The organism is Streptococcus sp. 21.1 (assembly GCF_016648635.1).
Classification (GTDB): domain Bacteria; phylum Bacillota; class Bacilli; order Lactobacillales; family Streptococcaceae; genus Streptococcus.
This window is the reverse complement of record NZ_JACLQL010000001.1, coordinates 140,480-154,491: the sequence shown is the minus strand read 5'-3', so window position 1 is coordinate 154,491 and position 14,012 is coordinate 140,480. Positions and strand designations below refer to the sequence as shown.

The window sequence follows — 14,012 nt, the reverse complement described above, 5'->3', positions numbered from 1 at the left end:
AGGGGAGGAGGCTAATTGAGTCGAAATACAATCCTATTTTCTAAGACAGGTGCCATATTATTTTATTTGGTAACATATATGTTGTTATTTATCTCTCTAATGTTTTGGGATGGACCGGTTACCATTCTTATTAGCCTTTATGCCTTAGGGATACCGCTTCTAGTTTTTGGCATTCCCTTTTATAGCATCCTAATGCTTACTAAGACAAAACTAAAAGTTCAGATAGGATACTTGTGTAGTTCGACTGCAGCGGTTTATCTTTATAGTGCATTGACAACCTATCCAATACGTCTATATCCGATTGTAGATGGAACTACACTCCCCTTATGGAAACATGTTTTTATAGTCCTATCTCTTATAGGGTTTTTAACTTCCTCAACTCTTCTATTGCGTATAAGAATGAAAGAGTTTAGAACATCAATTATTGATATTAATTTAGATTAATTTTAAGGAGAATATGATGATTAACATTACTTTCCCAGATGGCGCTGTTCGTGAATTTGAATCTGGCGTTACAACTTTTGAAATTGCACAATCTATCAGCAACTCTTTGGCTAAAAAGGCACTTGCTGGTAAATTTAACGGTAAATTGATTGACACAACTCGTGCGATTACTGAAGATGGAAGCATCGAAATCGTGACACCTGATCACGAAGACGCTCTTCCAATCTTGCGTCACTCAGCGGCTCACTTGTTTGCCCAAGCAGCTCGTCGCCTTTTCCCAGATATTCATTTGGGTGTTGGTCCAGCTATCGAAGATGGTTTCTACTACGATACTGACAATGAAGCTGGTCAAATTTCTAACGAAGACCTTCCTCGTATCGAAGAAGAAATGAAGAAAATCGTTAAAGAAAACTTCCCATCAATCCGTGAAGAAGTGACTAAAGACGAAGCGCGTGAAATCTTCAAAAATGACCCATATAAATTGGAATTGATTGAAGAACACTCAGAAGACGAAGGTGGTTTGACTATCTACCGTCAAGGTGAGTACGTTGACCTTTGCCGTGGCCCACACGTGCCATCAACTGGTCGTATCCAAGTCTTCCACCTTTTGAATGTTGCAGGTGCTTACTGGCGTGGAAATAGCGATAATGCTATGATGCAACGTATCTATGGTACAGCTTGGTTCGATAAAAAAGATCTCAAGGCTTACCTTAAACGTCTTGAAGAAGCTAAAGAACGTGACCACCGTAAACTTGGTAAAGAACTTGATTTGTTCATGATTTCTCAAGAGGTTGGTCAAGGTCTTCCATTCTGGTTGCCAAACGGTGCGACAATCCGTCGTGTCTTGGAACGCTACATCGTAGACAAGGAAGTAGCAGCAGGCTACCAACACGTCTACACTCCACCAATTGCCTCAGTTGAGCTATACAAAACTTCAGGTCACTGGGATCACTACCGTGAAGATATGTTCCCAACAATGGATATGGGAGATGGTGAAGCCTTTGTCCTTCGTCCAATGAACTGTCCTCACCACATCGAAGTTTACAAACACCATGTGCACTCTTACCGCGAATTGCCTATCCGTATCGCTGAAATTGGTATGATGCACCGTTATGAAAAATCAGGTGCCCTTACAGGACTTCAACGTGTGCGTGAAATGTCACTTAATGACGGTCATACTTTCGTAACACCTGAACAAATCAAAGATGAGTTCCAACGTACGCTTCAATTGATTATCGACGTTTACGAAGATTTCAACTTGACTGACTATCGTTTCCGTTTGTCATACCGTGACCCTAAAGATACTCACAAATACTTTGACAATGATGAAATGTGGGAAAATGCTCAAAGCATGTTGAAATCAGCCATGGATGACATGGAACTCGACTACTTTGAAGCAGAAGGTGAAGCTGCCTTCTACGGTCCAAAACTTGATATCCAAGTGAAGACTGCCCTTGGTAATGAAGAAACACTTTCTACTATCCAATTGGACTTCTTGCTTCCAGAACGCTTTGACCTTAAATACATCGGTGCTGATGGGGAAGAACACCGTCCAGTTATGATTCACCGTGGGGTTATCTCAACAATGGAACGCTTTACAGCTATCCTTATTGAAAACTATAAAGGAGCCTTCCCAACTTGGTTGGCACCTCAACAAGTGACTGTTATCCCAGTTTCAAATGAAGCCCACACAGATTACGCTTGGGAAGTTGCTAAACAACTTCGTGACCGCGGTATCCGTGTTGAAGTGGATGAACGTAACGAGAAAATGCAATACAAGATTCGTGCGTCTCAAACACAAAAAATTCCTTACCAATTGATTGTTGGTGATAAGGAAATGGAAGACGGAACTGTTAACGTTCGTCGCTATGGACAAAAACAAACACACACTGAAGCTGTGTCAGAATTTGTAGAAAATATCCTTGCTGATATTGCTCGCAAATCACGCCCAGATGCCGAATAAATCAGAAAGTCGGTTAGCTAAGCTAGCTGACTTTTTAGTAGGATAAACCATGCACGTTTTTATGAAAAGACTTTTATTTCTGCTGGGATTAGTTCTGTTCTTGTTGCTGGCGATCTTTACTTACCATAGATTAGCCTTGCAAAGAGAGAAGGCTTCTCTCAATCCTATGGGGCAAATGGTGTCTGTGAATGGTCATGACATGAGTGTCTTTGTAAAGGGGGAGGGGCCACAAACTCTAGTTTTTCTTTCTGGTGCTGGAACAGCCTCTCCCATTCTAGATTTTAAAGACTTGTATGATGGGCTTTCGAAGCAGTATAAGATAGTCGTTGTTGAAAGGGCTGGCTATGGTTACAGTGAGGATACATCCAAGTCCCGAGATGTTTCTGAGGTTCTTTCAGAGACACGTCAAGCCCTAGCCAGGGCTCATGTCTCAGGTCCTTATATTATCCTTTCTCATTCGATGGCCTCCTTAGAGACACTTCTGTGGCAGGAAAAATATCCTAGTGAAGTGAAAGCTATCATTGGTTTAGATTGGGCCCTACCAGAAAGTTACGCTCATTTAAAAATGCATCCCCAGATATTACGTATGGCTCGTTGGGGAAGTCAATTGGGCTTATTAAGGTATTTACCGAGTCGCTTATATGTGCCTAATGCCAATCTCAGTAGTAGTGACCGCCGCCTCTACCAACGGATAGCCTATCGTCAAATATTGTCAAAGGCTATGTTAAATGAGAGCCTGTCTGTTAAGGAAAATGCGAAAAAGGTTACTTCTAGCATTGATTCACATATTCCAACCTTACTGATGGTCTCGAATGGTGAGGGTACAGGTTTTAGCCAGGAGGACTGGCGGCATTATGCGACTACCTTTGCAAAGGACCAGAAAAATATCGAAGTGACTTTTTATGATTCTCCGCATTATCTTTATCACTATCAGACCAAAGAGGTGTCCGAGAAGATAGAGGAGTTCATCAAAGAGACGACTGATTAAATTTACGTATGTTATTGAGGAGAGATGTGATGCTCATTGGTTCAAAAGCCTTTCGACACTTATGGAAGAACTGGCAAAGGGACTACCAACCATTGCAAGTGCTAAAGCTATTGCTAGCTTATATAGAGATGCCAGAGGACTTATCGGGAGAGCTTGAAGAAACCCAACACCTTTTATCTTATTTCGATTCTGACTTAGCACCGCATGATTCCTTCTGGAAGGATGTCGTGAAATTGGTAGATCTGGCTTTTCCTGATGATAGTTTGTCTAAGAATGTTTCTATAGAGCGACAAATCCATCAGCTACGATACCTGATTTCTAGTCAACAGGCACAGTATGTGCGGACGCATTATAAAAAGCCAGGGATGACAGATAAAGAAGCTTTGGCTGTCTATCTGAGATGGAAGCCTTTCACCATGTTTGATCAGGGACGTTTGCACCAGAAGGTTTCTATCTGTGATGGCAAGGCGGTTTATCCTGATGGGATTCCAAGTGTTAATCTAAAAATTCTTCTCTATAATCGGATTGAGTTTATTCTGGATAGTCAGGGAAACTTTCTCAATGAGGTCGATGCGGAGCAGGTGACTGAGAGTGGGGTGGTTAATGGTGCCAGTTTTAACTATGGTAATTTCAAACGCCACTGGCAACTGGATGTGGAGCCGGTCCAACCACATGACCCTGATTTTCGTAATCGAATGACTAGGGGCTTTCGTTCACCCAACAAATTGAAAAAACGTTTGGGACAGCAAGCGCCTGAACAGTTTGATAAATCTTTCTACAATCCAAAAGGTATTTATGCCCAGTCTCATAGGTCTTTGGCAAATGATGTCAAACGCCAAGCCAGACTTTTTCTTGCTCTGGTTTATGGCTTTAAATCGATTCAGAAAAAGCAAACAAAGGAGGTTCATATGTCTAAACAACCACAAAACAATAAAGGAACAGCGATTCTAGGATCACTAGTCTTTATGGCCTTATACGCCCTAGGTATTTGGCACAATGCTGTCCGAGGAAATATTCCCTTTCTCATTCTTTGGAGTGTTTTACTCCTTGTTAATGTCAGCTATTTGATTTTCCGCTTGAGAAAATAAAAAAAGAAAGTGATATGGACCTAAATGGTAAGAAATTTAGGTCCGTATCACTTTTTTGTATATTCAATGATAGCTTACCATTTGCTTTCTTCTGGGATAATAATCCAGCAAATGATGTAGAAAAGAAAGCCTGTTCCGAATAAGAAAATCGCTGCAGCCCAAATGAGGCGAATAATGACAGGGTCAATGTCAAGATATTTAGCGATACCAGAACAAACACCGGCAATGATTTTGTTGTTTGGATCTCGTCTGAGTTCTTTTTTCATATGATTTACCTCCGTATGCCTTATTATACCATAACACCTTGAAGTCTAGTATTAGCTTAAGGAAGCATGAAGTAGACGATACCCAGATATTGCAGAGCCGAAGCCAGCATGATGAAGAGGTGCCAAATCATGTGGAAGTATGGTTTTTTCTTAGCGTAAAAAGCTGCCCCAACCGTGTATGACAATCCTCCAGCAAGCATGAGCCCCCAAAAGGCTGGCCCTGTCTTAGTAACGATAGCTGGAATAATGAAGATAACCAACCATCCCATCATCAGATAGAGGAAGAGGGAGAACTTTTCATTGATTTTTTTAGCAAAGATTTTATAGAGAATACCAAAAATTGTTGTTCCCCATTGGAGGATGATGATGCTATAGCCTAGCCAACCGCCAACCAATGAGAGGGCAACAGGGGTGTAGCTTCCAGCAATGGCGATATAAATCATGCTGTGGTCAATAATTCTTAGAACCATCTTGTGGGGTGAGTTGTAATCCATAGCATGGTAGATGGCTGAGCTCAAAAACATGAGGAAAAGGCTGATAACGAAAACAGACATTCCGACCGCAGCAGTCATGCCGTAGCCGTTGTTGGCATGAACGGCAGTAATTGGTAGTAAGACTAGCATGGCCACAGCTCCGACGGCGTGTGTCACGCTGTTTGCCACTTCCTCACCAAAGCTAAGTTTTTTACTGAGTTTGAGGTTGGGAGAAGTATTAAAAGTAGCAGTATTAGACATTATTTCCTCCTTCAAGGTCGTTCAAAAGTTGATGAGTAGCTCGGTAACATTGAAGCGTCTGACAGGCTGAGAGTATGACTTGTGGAGCTTCTTGGGGAAACTGACCATTCATACAGGCTACAAAGTCATTGTAGTAGCTCTTTTGGCTTTCAGCATCTGTTCGTAGGATTTCTAAGGTTTTGGCAATCTCAGAAATCTCAAAGACGGTCTTCAGACTAGTGATGACAATAAGTCTAGCTACCTGAGCAGCATTATATTTTTTCTTGATGGGTTTTGCGACATGGCCATGTTTGACATAATTATTGACCATAGAGGCGGTTAACCCCTTGTCGTTTGGTCCCAAAGTGCTTTGGGTGACCTGGTTGACATAGAGCAAAACCTGATCCAAATAGAGTTCAATCTCTGGTAATTCTTCCCAGAGAGGGTATTGTTGTGTTGTCAAATTATAAAAACCTCTTAATCTAGTTTTCATAACTAGATTATAACATTATAGAAATTCAAGTCAAGTCAGAACTTGTGAGATATGAAAAAGATGTTGAGATAAAATTTCCAACATCTTTATTTTTTATGTGATTAGGCAGAGTGATTTTTTTATTGTTTCTGATCCACTACTTATGGTTTCTGAGTTTCTCCAAAATTGCTTGTGCAGTTTCTTGGTTCATATGTTTGGCTTTGAGAAGTTCAGCCAAAACTTGAGGCATTTCTTCAGGACTGGCCCCAGCTAACAAAGCCAGGGATTTGGCTTGGAGTTTCATATGTCCTGCTTGTATTCCTGTTGAAGTCAGAGCTTTCAGAGCAGCCAAATTTTGTGCCAAACCAAGAGAGACGATGATACTGGCTAGGGTTTTGGCATCTGGATGATTAAGCAAATCATGGGCGATAGAAGCACTAGGGTTAAGTCCGATAGAACCGCCACGGGTTGCGATTGGCATGGGGAGGGATAATTCTCCAACTAGTTCCTTAGATTCCTGATTATAAGTCCATGTGGACAGACCTCGGTAGCTACCATCCTTGCTTGCATAGGCATGGCTACCGGCCTCAACTGCTCGCCAATCGTTTCCGGTCGCGATAACTAGGGCATCGATACCATTGAAAATTCCCTTATTATGGGTAGCTGCTCGGTAGGGGTCCACCTGAGCCAGTTGGCTGGCCATCTCCATTTTCTTAGCCAGGTCATGTGCCTCTTCCTTATTACGACTGAGGAAGCGTGTGCTAAGACGACAAGTCGCTGTCACAAGACTTTCAGTGGCTAGATTTGAGAGAATAGCCATGAGGCTTTGACCTTCTGACAGGTTTTCTAATTCTGGCACCAGGGCTTCCATCATGGTGTTGACCATATTGGCTCCCATGGCTTCTTGGGTATCAACGGCTAGATAGACAATGAGGAAGTCTCCTTTAGTCTCAGTCCAGAGCTTGCGAGGGCCACCCCCACGCTTAACAATAGAAGGGTGAGCCTCTTTGGCAATCTCTATAAGGTCCTGACTGGCTGCTTGAATTTTGCTTGAAGCATTATCCTTATCAGGAACGTCAAAGAGGGCAACTTGGCCAATCATTTGACGGTCATGGATTGTAGTCGTGAAACCACCAGAACGCTTAATGAGCTTGCTAGCGTAGGAAGCAGCAGCCACAACTGAGGGTTCCTCGGTAACCATGGGAACCTGATAGGTCACACCGTCTACCAATACATCTGGGCAAACGGCAAAGGGAAGTGTAAATCGACCAATAACATTTTCAGCCATTTGGTTGGCTGTTTCAAGGGTGAGTTGTTGGTCCTTATCCAGAAGATCTTGATTTTCCTGAGACAAAAGAGCATTCTTTTTCAAATGCTCTTTACGTTCTTGCGGTGTCTTCTTGGAAAAACCAGTCCAAGAGAGTTTAGTCATATTAATTTCCTTTATAGATACGTTGGTGTTCAGAGATTTCAGTTAAACGGAAAGCTCCGGTTTGGTAATCAGCGAATTGAGTAGAGCCAGTGTCATCCAACTGCGCCTCTTCATAGAAAAGTTTTTCATAATCAGCAACGCTCAAGGGGTGACGTTTGGCAAAGGTATCTAGACGGTCTGAACGAATCAGGTCTTTGTAGCCCTCAACCAGACGTCCTGAGAAAATTTCGGAGACAGCTCCAGAACCATAAGAGAAGAAGCCAATCTTATCTCCTGCTTTAAGGTCTTGCGACTGTTCAAGCAATGAAAGAAGTCCAAGATAAAGTGACCCTGTATAGATATTTCCAATTTGACGACTATAGGTAATTGAAGCATCAAAGTTGTTTGTTAAACGCTCTTTATTCTCGGGATTCAAATCTTTGGGAATAATCTTATTAAGTCCCTTAAGAGCTAGCTTAGGATAAGGAAGGTGGAGACAAAAAGCTGCAAAATCAGCAAAGTCAGCCTGATGACGCTCTTGGTAAGCTGCCCAAGTTGTCTTCAAACTGTCAAGGTACTGCTTGGTTGAATAGATGCCTTGAACATAAGGCGTTGAACTATAGTTTGGACGCCAGAAGTCCATGACATCACGAGTTTGTGCCACGTTGTCATCTGTAAGCTCTAAAATACGTGGATTCTGACTGACTAGCATAGCTACAGCACCAGCTCCCTGGGTTGACTCACCAGAAGATCCGACACCATAGCGGGCAATATCACTGGCAATAACCAGAACTTTGCTCTCTGGGTGGGCTGCCACGTGCAATTTAGCATAGTTAAGTCCAGCAGTTGCAGCATAACAAGCTTCCTTCATTTCAAAAGAACGGGCAAAAGGTTGAATCCCCAAAAGACTGTGAACATAGACAGCAGCAGCCTTTGACTGGTCAATGGAAGACTCAGTAGCCACGATGACCATATCGATAGCTTTTTTGTCGTCGTCATTTAAAATATCAGCCGCCGCATCAGAGGCAAGCGTCACAATATCTTCTGTAATCGGCGTAATACTGGTTGCATCAAGCATCAGCCCCTTGCTGAATTTTTCAGGCTCCGCCCCACGGGCAAGAGCGAGATCAGCCATGTTTAGAACATATTGACTGGTCGCAAAACCAATCTTATCAATTCCAATAGACATATGATGTTTCCTTTTTTTCTTCATTGTAGAGTATCCAGAAGATACTAATCTATAGTGATTTTACCATAAAAGAGCGCTTTCGCCTTGAAAAAACTTTGATAGTTAGTTATATCTCATTTTTTGATAGGAACTAGGGGATTTTAAACGACTTACTTTGGGTATTGCCATAGCTTATATTTCTCATTTGCACTAGAATAAGGTAAAATTGAAGTGGCACTCTACTAGTTTTTTAGCTATGTTAGAAAAGTAAAATTGTTGTTATATATTGAAATCATTGCGAGCGTTAAGTGAGACTTTCCGCTGTGAGATAAGTGTCCGTAAATAAAGTGTTTTGTTTACAGACACTCGGAATTTTTGAGACCATAGGCTCAAAAATTAGTCTTGGAAGTTCGCAGACGTCCGTAATCACTTAAGGAAAGTCTCAAAAAATACTTTGTTTTCAATTGAATAAAGAGGAAAATCATGACAAAAGCAGACACTATATTTAAAGAAAATATCACTAAAATCATGGAAGAGGGTGTTTGGTCGGAGCAAGCACGTCCTAAATACAAGGATGGCACTACAGCCAATTCCAAATATATTACAGGGTCTTTTGCTGAATATGATTTGAGCAAGGGAGAGTTTCCTATTACCACTCTTCGTCCTATTGCTATCAAATCTGCTATCAAAGAAGTGCTTTGGATTTACCAAGACCAGTCAAATAGCCTAGATGTCCTTGAAGATAAGTATAATGTGCATTATTGGAATGACTGGGAAGTTGAAGGCGTACCTGCTAATAATGGGGACAAGCGTTCGATTGGTCAGCGTTATGGGGCGGTCGTTAAGAAGCACGATATTATTAACCGTTTGTTGGCTCAGTTGGAGGCTAATCCGTGGAATCGCCGTAATGTCATCTCCCTTTGGGATTACGAGGCCTTCGAGGAGACAGCAGGACTTCAGCCTTGTGCCTTCCAAACCATGTTTGACGTTCGTCGTGTGGGCGAGGACATTTATTTGGACGCCACTTTGACGCAACGTTCTAACGATATGCTGGTGGCTCATCATATTAATGCCATGCAGTATGTGGCTCTTCAGATGATGATTGCCAAGCACTTTGGTTGGAAAGTTGGTAAATTCTTTTATTTCATCAACAACCTCCATATCTATGACAATCAATTTGAGCAAGCCGAAGAACTGCTCAAACGTCAGCCCTCTGATTGCCAACCACGCTTGGTCCTCAATGTTCCTGATGGAACGAATTTCTTTGATATCAAACCAGAAGATTTTGAATTGGTTGACTATGAGCCTGTTAAACCTCAACTCAAATTTGACTTAGCAATTTAATAAATGCTTATGATTTAAGCCCATAAAGAGCTGGCAAAGTTTTTTCCAAGCTCTTTTTCTCTTTTTTTGTTAGAATGGATTGTAAACTTAAAAAGAAAAGGAAATACTGTGTCTAAACAACTCATTGCTATTTGGGCGGAAGCTCATAACCATGTTATTGGGAAGAATCACACCATGCCTTGGCACTTGCCTGCTGAACTGGCACATTTCAAGAAAACGACCATGGGCTCAGCAATTCTCATGGGACGTGTGACCTTTGATGGCATGAACCGTCGTTGCCTACCAGGACGTGAAACCTTGATTTTGACAAGAGACAAGGACTTCGACTGTGAGGGTGTGACGACCGTTACGAGTGTTGAGGAAGCTCTGGCTTGGTTCGAACAGCAAGATAAGGACCTCTATATTGCTGGTGGTGCTGGTGTCTACAAGGCTTTTGATGGACATTATGATGCACTCATCAAGACAACTATTGAGGCTGATTTAGAGGGAGACACGTATTTTCCACAACTAGATATGACGGCATTTAAAGAGGTATCACGTGACCGCGCGGTCAAGGATGATAAAAATGCCTACGACTTTAGCATAAGTCGCTATGAAAAAGAAGGAGACTAGGTTCATGCAACGTAGTGTTTTTGGGTTATTTACTGCATTATTGGGAGTGCTTTGTGTCCTCTCTGCCATTCCTGCCTTTCGCAAGAAACGTTATGGGTTAGCAGTTTTTCTCTTTTTAAATGCTTTTACTAACCTTGTCAATACTATTCACGCCTTCTATGGCACCCTATTTTAGAAAAGAGTGAGGAATAAATGGCTGGAAATCGTAATGAAGAAATGGTTTATTGTTCATTTTGTGGCAAAAACCAAGAAGAAGTAAAGAAAATTATCGCTGGGAATGGCGTCTTTATCTGTAACGAATGTGTGGCCTTGTCACAAGAAATTATTCGTGAGGAAATGGCAGAAGAAGTTTTGGCTGACTTGGCTGAAACTCCGAAGCCAAAAGAACTTTTAGATATTTTGAACAACTATGTCGTGGGGCAGGACCGTGCCAAACGTGCCTTGGCGGTAGCTGTTTACAATCACTATAAACGTATCAATTTCACAGAAAGTCGTGAAGACAATGATGTGGATTTGCAAAAATCAAATATTCTCATGATTGGACCAACTGGTTCAGGGAAGACTTTCTTGGCTCAGACCTTGGCTCGTAGCTTGAATGTTCCATTTGCGATTGCGGATGCAACATCATTGACAGAGGCAGGTTATGTGGGTGAGGACGTGGAAAATATCCTCCTCAAACTGATCCAAGCGGCAGACTTCAATATTGAACGTGCGGAACGTGGTATCATCTATGTTGACGAGATTGATAAGATTGCTAAAAAGGGTGAAAATGTATCAATCACTCGTGACGTTTCTGGTGAAGGGGTTCAACAAGCCCTCTTGAAGATTATCGAAGGAACAGTAGCTAGCGTTCCCCCTCAAGGTGGTCGTAAACACCCTAACCAAGAGATGATTCAAATTGATACTAAGAATATTCTCTTTATCGTTGGTGGTGCTTTTGATGGTATCGAAGATATCGTTAAGCAACGTCTTGGTGAGAAAATCATTGGTTTTGGTCAAAATAATAAGGCAATTGATGATGACTCATCATACATGCAAGAAATTGTGGCTGAAGATATTCAAAAATTCGGTCTTATCCCTGAGTTTATCGGACGTTTGCCAGTCCTTGCGGCCCTTGAACAGTTAACGGTTGACGACTTGGTTCGTATCTTGACAGAGCCTAGAAATGCCTTGGTTAAACAGTACCAAACCCTCTTGTCTTATGATGGGGTTGAACTGGAGTTTGACCAGGATGCTCTTGAAGCTATTGCAAGTAAGGCAATTGAACGTAAGACCGGTGCGCGTGGCCTTCGCTCTATCATTGAGGAAGTCATGATGGATGTCATGTTTGAGATTCCTAGCCAGGAAGATGTGACTAAGGTTCGTATTACAAAAGAAGCCGTTGACGGCACAGCTGCTCCAGTTTTGGAAACAGCATAAGGAGGTTCTATGGCTGAAGAACAAGTCCTAAATACGCACAATGCTGAGATTTTGCTCAGTGCGGCGAATAAGAGCCACTATCCCCAAGATGACCTCCCTGAGGTTGCCCTAGCAGGACGCTCGAATGTTGGTAAATCAAGCTTTATCAATACACTTCTTGGTCGTAAAAACCTAGCACGTACTTCTGGAAAACCAGGGAAAACTCAGTTGCTTAATTTCTACAATATTGACGATAAGCTTCGTTTTGTGGATGTGCCAGGTTACGGTTATGCCCGTGTGTCTAAAAAAGAACGTGCCAAATGGGGCAAAATGATTGAGGAGTACCTCGTGACTCGAGATAATCTTCGTGTCGTTGTTAGCTTGGTTGACCTCCGACATGAACCAACTCAAGACGATATCCAAATGTATGAATTTCTCAAGTATTATGAAATTCCGGTCATCGTTGTAGCGACTAAGGCTGACAAGATTCCTCGCGGAAAATGGAACAAGCACGAATCGATTATTAAGAAAAAACTCAATTTCGACAAAAATGACCATTTCATCGTTTTTTCATCTGTCACACGTGACGGCTATGACGAGGCATGGGATACGATTTTGGCAGAATTGTAAGAAAAGCTCGGAGAGATCCGAGTTTTTTCTTGCGATAGTTTTTGTCTATCTCTTTGATAGTTTCCACCTATTATCCAAGGGGATGATATTGTGATAAGCTTGTTTTATCACATATATTGGAGGAATCTATGGAAAACCATAATTATGAAAATGAAGGTCAGTTCCAACGGAAGATGACCTCACGCCACCTCTTTATGCTCTCGCTAGGTGGTGTCATTGGTACTGGTCTCTTTCTTAGCTCAGGCTATACGATTGCACAAGCAGGACCCCTTGGTGCGATCCTATCTTATCTTGTGGGGGCTATCGTTGTTTACTTGGTCATGCTTTCATTAGGTGAGTTAGCTGTTGCCATGCCAGTAACAGGATCTTTTCACACCTATGCCACTAAATTTATCAGTCCGGGAACCGGCTTTACGGTAGCTTGGCTTTATTGGATTTGTTGGACGGTAGCCTTGGGAACAGAATTTCTGGGTGCTGCCATGTTGATGCAACGTTGGTTTCCATCAGTTCCGGCTTGGATGTTTGCGGCCTTCTTTGCCTTGGTGATTTTTGGAATTAATGCTCTGAGTGTAAGGTCTTTTGCGGAAGCGGAATCTTTCTTCTCTTCTATAAAGGTTATTGCTATCTTGGTTTTTATCATCCTAGGTCTGGGGGCTATGTTTGGTTTGGTCAGCTTTGATGGTCATCGTGAAGCTATTATGTTCAAGCATTTGACGGCTAATGGTCTCTTTCCAAATGGTGGTCTTGCCATTGTGTCAGTCATGTTGGCGGTTAACTACGCCTTTTCGGGAACAGAGTTAATCGGTATCGCAGCTGGTGAGACAGATAATCCTAAAGAGGCTGTTCCGCGTGCTATTAAAACGACCATTGGACGCTTGGTTATCTTCTTTGTCTTGACCATTGTGGTCTTGGCTTCGCTTCTTCCCATGAAAGAAGCAGGGGTATCCTCAGCACCTTTTGTTGATGTCTTTGACAAGATGGGGATTCCATTTGCAGCGGACATCATGAACTTTGTTATCTTGACAGCTATCCTTTCTGCTGGAAATTCTGGACTTTATGCGTCAAGTCGTATGCTGTGGTCTTTGGCCAATGAGGGGATGCTCAATAAAAAGCTAGTGAAAATTAATAAGCATGGTGTTCCAATGACAGCTCTTTTGATTTCTATGGCAGGAGCAGTTTTATCGCTCTTTTCAAGTATCTATGCAGCAGATACAGTTTACCTAGCTTTGGTATCAATCGCTGGTTTTGCAGTTGTTGTTGTCTGGCTCTCTATTCCTATGGCACAAATCAACTTCCGTAAACAGTGGAATTTAGAACATTCTGATGATGAGTTGGATTACAAGACGCCTTTTAATCCAATCCTACCTTATATCACAATCATTCTGTTGGCCATTTCTGTTCTTGGGATTGCTTGGGATAGTTCACAACGGGCAGGACTTTATTTTGGTATTCCTTTTATGATTTTCTGCTACCTCTATCACTACCTTCGTTTTAAGAAATGGTAAGGAGGCCTTG

Annotated in this window: 14 protein-coding genes; 9 read left to right on the top strand and 5 right to left on the bottom strand. The window is 42.1% G+C overall.

Going from position 1 to position 14,012, the window contains the following annotated elements; translation table 11 throughout:
- The first annotated feature begins 460 nt into the window (after nt 1–460).
- From thrS to H7U01_RS00805, 3 genes are read left to right on the top strand one after another with little or no spacing between them, the layout of a single operon-like run.
- Entirely contained in the window at nt 461–2,407 is a 1,947-nt protein-coding gene (gene thrS / locus H7U01_RS00815; RefSeq protein WP_002890325.1) for a threonine--tRNA ligase, read from the top strand.
- Nucleotides 2,408–2,456: 49 nt separating this feature from the next.
- The gene (locus H7U01_RS00810) at nt 2,457–3,395 is read left to right on the top strand and encodes an alpha/beta fold hydrolase (RefSeq protein WP_064524894.1); all 939 of its coding nucleotides are present in this window, start codon (nt 2,457–2,459) and stop codon (nt 3,393–3,395) included.
- Between the two features lie 29 nt (nt 3,396–3,424).
- Entirely contained in the window at nt 3,425–4,483 is a 1,059-nt protein-coding gene (locus H7U01_RS00805; protein ID WP_070576405.1) for a DUF3114 domain-containing protein, read from the top strand.
- A 74-nt stretch (nt 4,484–4,557) separates the two neighbouring features.
- On the opposite strand, the gene H7U01_RS00800 is transcribed toward H7U01_RS00805, so the two are convergent.
- The 5 genes from H7U01_RS00800 to H7U01_RS00780 form a co-directional block, all read right to left on the bottom strand.
- Nucleotides 4,558–4,749, bottom strand: coding sequence for a PspC domain-containing protein (locus H7U01_RS00800; RefSeq protein ID WP_002886147.1), 192 nt, complete (start codon nt 4,747–4,749; stop codon nt 4,558–4,560).
- A 56-nt stretch (nt 4,750–4,805) separates the two neighbouring features.
- On the bottom strand, nt 4,806–5,483 hold the full coding sequence (gene trhA / locus H7U01_RS00795; RefSeq protein ID WP_002886236.1) for a PAQR family membrane homeostasis protein TrhA: 678 nt from the start codon (nt 5,481–5,483) through the stop codon (nt 4,806–4,808).
- Nucleotides 5,476–5,925 carry a DUF1836 domain-containing protein gene (locus tag H7U01_RS00790; protein ID WP_002885964.1) on the bottom strand — a complete coding sequence of 150 codons (450 nt, stop codon included), beginning with the start codon at nt 5,923–5,925 and terminating at the stop codon, nt 5,476–5,478. Before H7U01_RS00790 ends, trhA begins: the two co-directional genes overlap by 8 nt.
- A 166-nt stretch (nt 5,926–6,091) precedes the next feature.
- Nucleotides 6,092–7,366 (bottom strand): hydroxymethylglutaryl-CoA reductase, degradative, encoded by a 1,275-nt coding sequence (locus H7U01_RS00785; protein WP_201040897.1) that lies wholly within the window; start codon nt 7,364–7,366, stop codon nt 6,092–6,094.
- Nucleotide 7,367: 1 nt separating this feature from the next.
- A complete protein-coding gene (locus tag H7U01_RS00780) occupies nt 7,368–8,534 on the bottom strand; it encodes a hydroxymethylglutaryl-CoA synthase (protein WP_201040895.1) in 1,167 nt (388 codons plus the stop codon).
- A gap of 462 nt (nt 8,535–8,996) precedes the next feature.
- Here H7U01_RS00780 and H7U01_RS00775 point away from each other — a divergent pair, with 462 nt between their 5' ends.
- The 6 genes from H7U01_RS00775 (at nt 8,997) to H7U01_RS00750 (ending at nt 14,002) form a co-directional block, all read left to right on the top strand.
- A complete protein-coding gene (locus H7U01_RS00775) occupies nt 8,997–9,857 on the top strand; it encodes a thymidylate synthase (RefSeq protein ID WP_060971323.1) in 861 nt (286 codons plus the stop codon).
- 108 nt (nt 9,858–9,965) lie between these two features.
- Nucleotides 9,966–10,469, top strand: a complete 504-nt coding sequence (locus H7U01_RS00770; protein ID WP_073950795.1) for a dihydrofolate reductase — start codon at nt 9,966–9,968, stop codon at nt 10,467–10,469.
- Nucleotides 10,470–10,473: 4 nt separating this feature from the next.
- Nucleotides 10,474–10,644 carry a hypothetical protein gene (locus H7U01_RS00765; protein ID WP_002886174.1) on the top strand — a complete coding sequence of 57 codons (171 nt, stop codon included), beginning with the start codon at nt 10,474–10,476 and terminating at the stop codon, nt 10,642–10,644.
- Nucleotides 10,645–10,661: 17 nt separating this feature from the next.
- On the top strand, nt 10,662–11,888 hold the full coding sequence (gene clpX, locus H7U01_RS00760; protein ID WP_002890340.1) for an ATP-dependent Clp protease ATP-binding subunit ClpX: 1,227 nt from the start codon (nt 10,662–10,664) through the stop codon (nt 11,886–11,888).
- Between the two features lie 9 nt (nt 11,889–11,897).
- Nucleotides 11,898–12,497 (top strand): ribosome biogenesis GTP-binding protein YihA/YsxC, encoded by a 600-nt coding sequence (gene yihA / locus H7U01_RS00755; protein ID WP_002885996.1) that lies wholly within the window; start codon nt 11,898–11,900, stop codon nt 12,495–12,497.
- A 128-nt stretch (nt 12,498–12,625) separates the two neighbouring features.
- Nucleotides 12,626–14,002, top strand: a complete 1,377-nt coding sequence (locus H7U01_RS00750) for an amino acid permease (protein ID WP_002886136.1) — start codon at nt 12,626–12,628, stop codon at nt 14,000–14,002.
- Nucleotides 14,003–14,012 lie beyond the last annotated feature (10 nt).

What these genes read in the sequence shown, in the direction of transcription:
- thrS (WP_002890325.1), top strand. Translation starts at nt 461, where the DNA reads ATGATTAACATTACTTTCCCAGATGGCGCTGTTCGTGAATTTGAATCT.
- H7U01_RS00810 (WP_064524894.1), top strand. Translation starts at nt 2,457, where the DNA reads ATGCACGTTTTTATGAAAAGACTTTTATTTCTGCTGGGATTAGTTCTG.
- H7U01_RS00805 (WP_070576405.1), top strand. Translation starts at nt 3,425, where the DNA reads ATGCTCATTGGTTCAAAAGCCTTTCGACACTTATGGAAGAACTGGCAA.
- H7U01_RS00800 (WP_002886147.1), bottom strand. Translation starts at nt 4,749, where the DNA reads ATGAAAAAAGAACTCAGACGAGATCCAAACAACAAAATCATTGCCGGT.
- trhA (WP_002886236.1), bottom strand. Translation starts at nt 5,483, where the DNA reads ATGTCTAATACTGCTACTTTTAATACTTCTCCCAACCTCAAACTCAGT.
- H7U01_RS00785 (WP_201040897.1), bottom strand. Translation starts at nt 7,366, where the DNA reads ATGACTAAACTCTCTTGGACTGGTTTTTCCAAGAAGACACCGCAAGAA.
- H7U01_RS00780 (WP_201040895.1), bottom strand. Translation starts at nt 8,534, where the DNA reads ATGTCTATTGGAATTGATAAGATTGGTTTTGCGACCAGTCAATATGTT.
- H7U01_RS00775 (WP_060971323.1), top strand. Translation starts at nt 8,997, where the DNA reads ATGACAAAAGCAGACACTATATTTAAAGAAAATATCACTAAAATCATG.
- H7U01_RS00765 (WP_002886174.1), top strand. Translation starts at nt 10,474, where the DNA reads ATGCAACGTAGTGTTTTTGGGTTATTTACTGCATTATTGGGAGTGCTT.
- clpX (WP_002890340.1), top strand. Translation starts at nt 10,662, where the DNA reads ATGGCTGGAAATCGTAATGAAGAAATGGTTTATTGTTCATTTTGTGGC.
- yihA (WP_002885996.1), top strand. Translation starts at nt 11,898, where the DNA reads ATGGCTGAAGAACAAGTCCTAAATACGCACAATGCTGAGATTTTGCTC.
- H7U01_RS00750 (WP_002886136.1), top strand. Translation starts at nt 12,626, where the DNA reads ATGGAAAACCATAATTATGAAAATGAAGGTCAGTTCCAACGGAAGATG.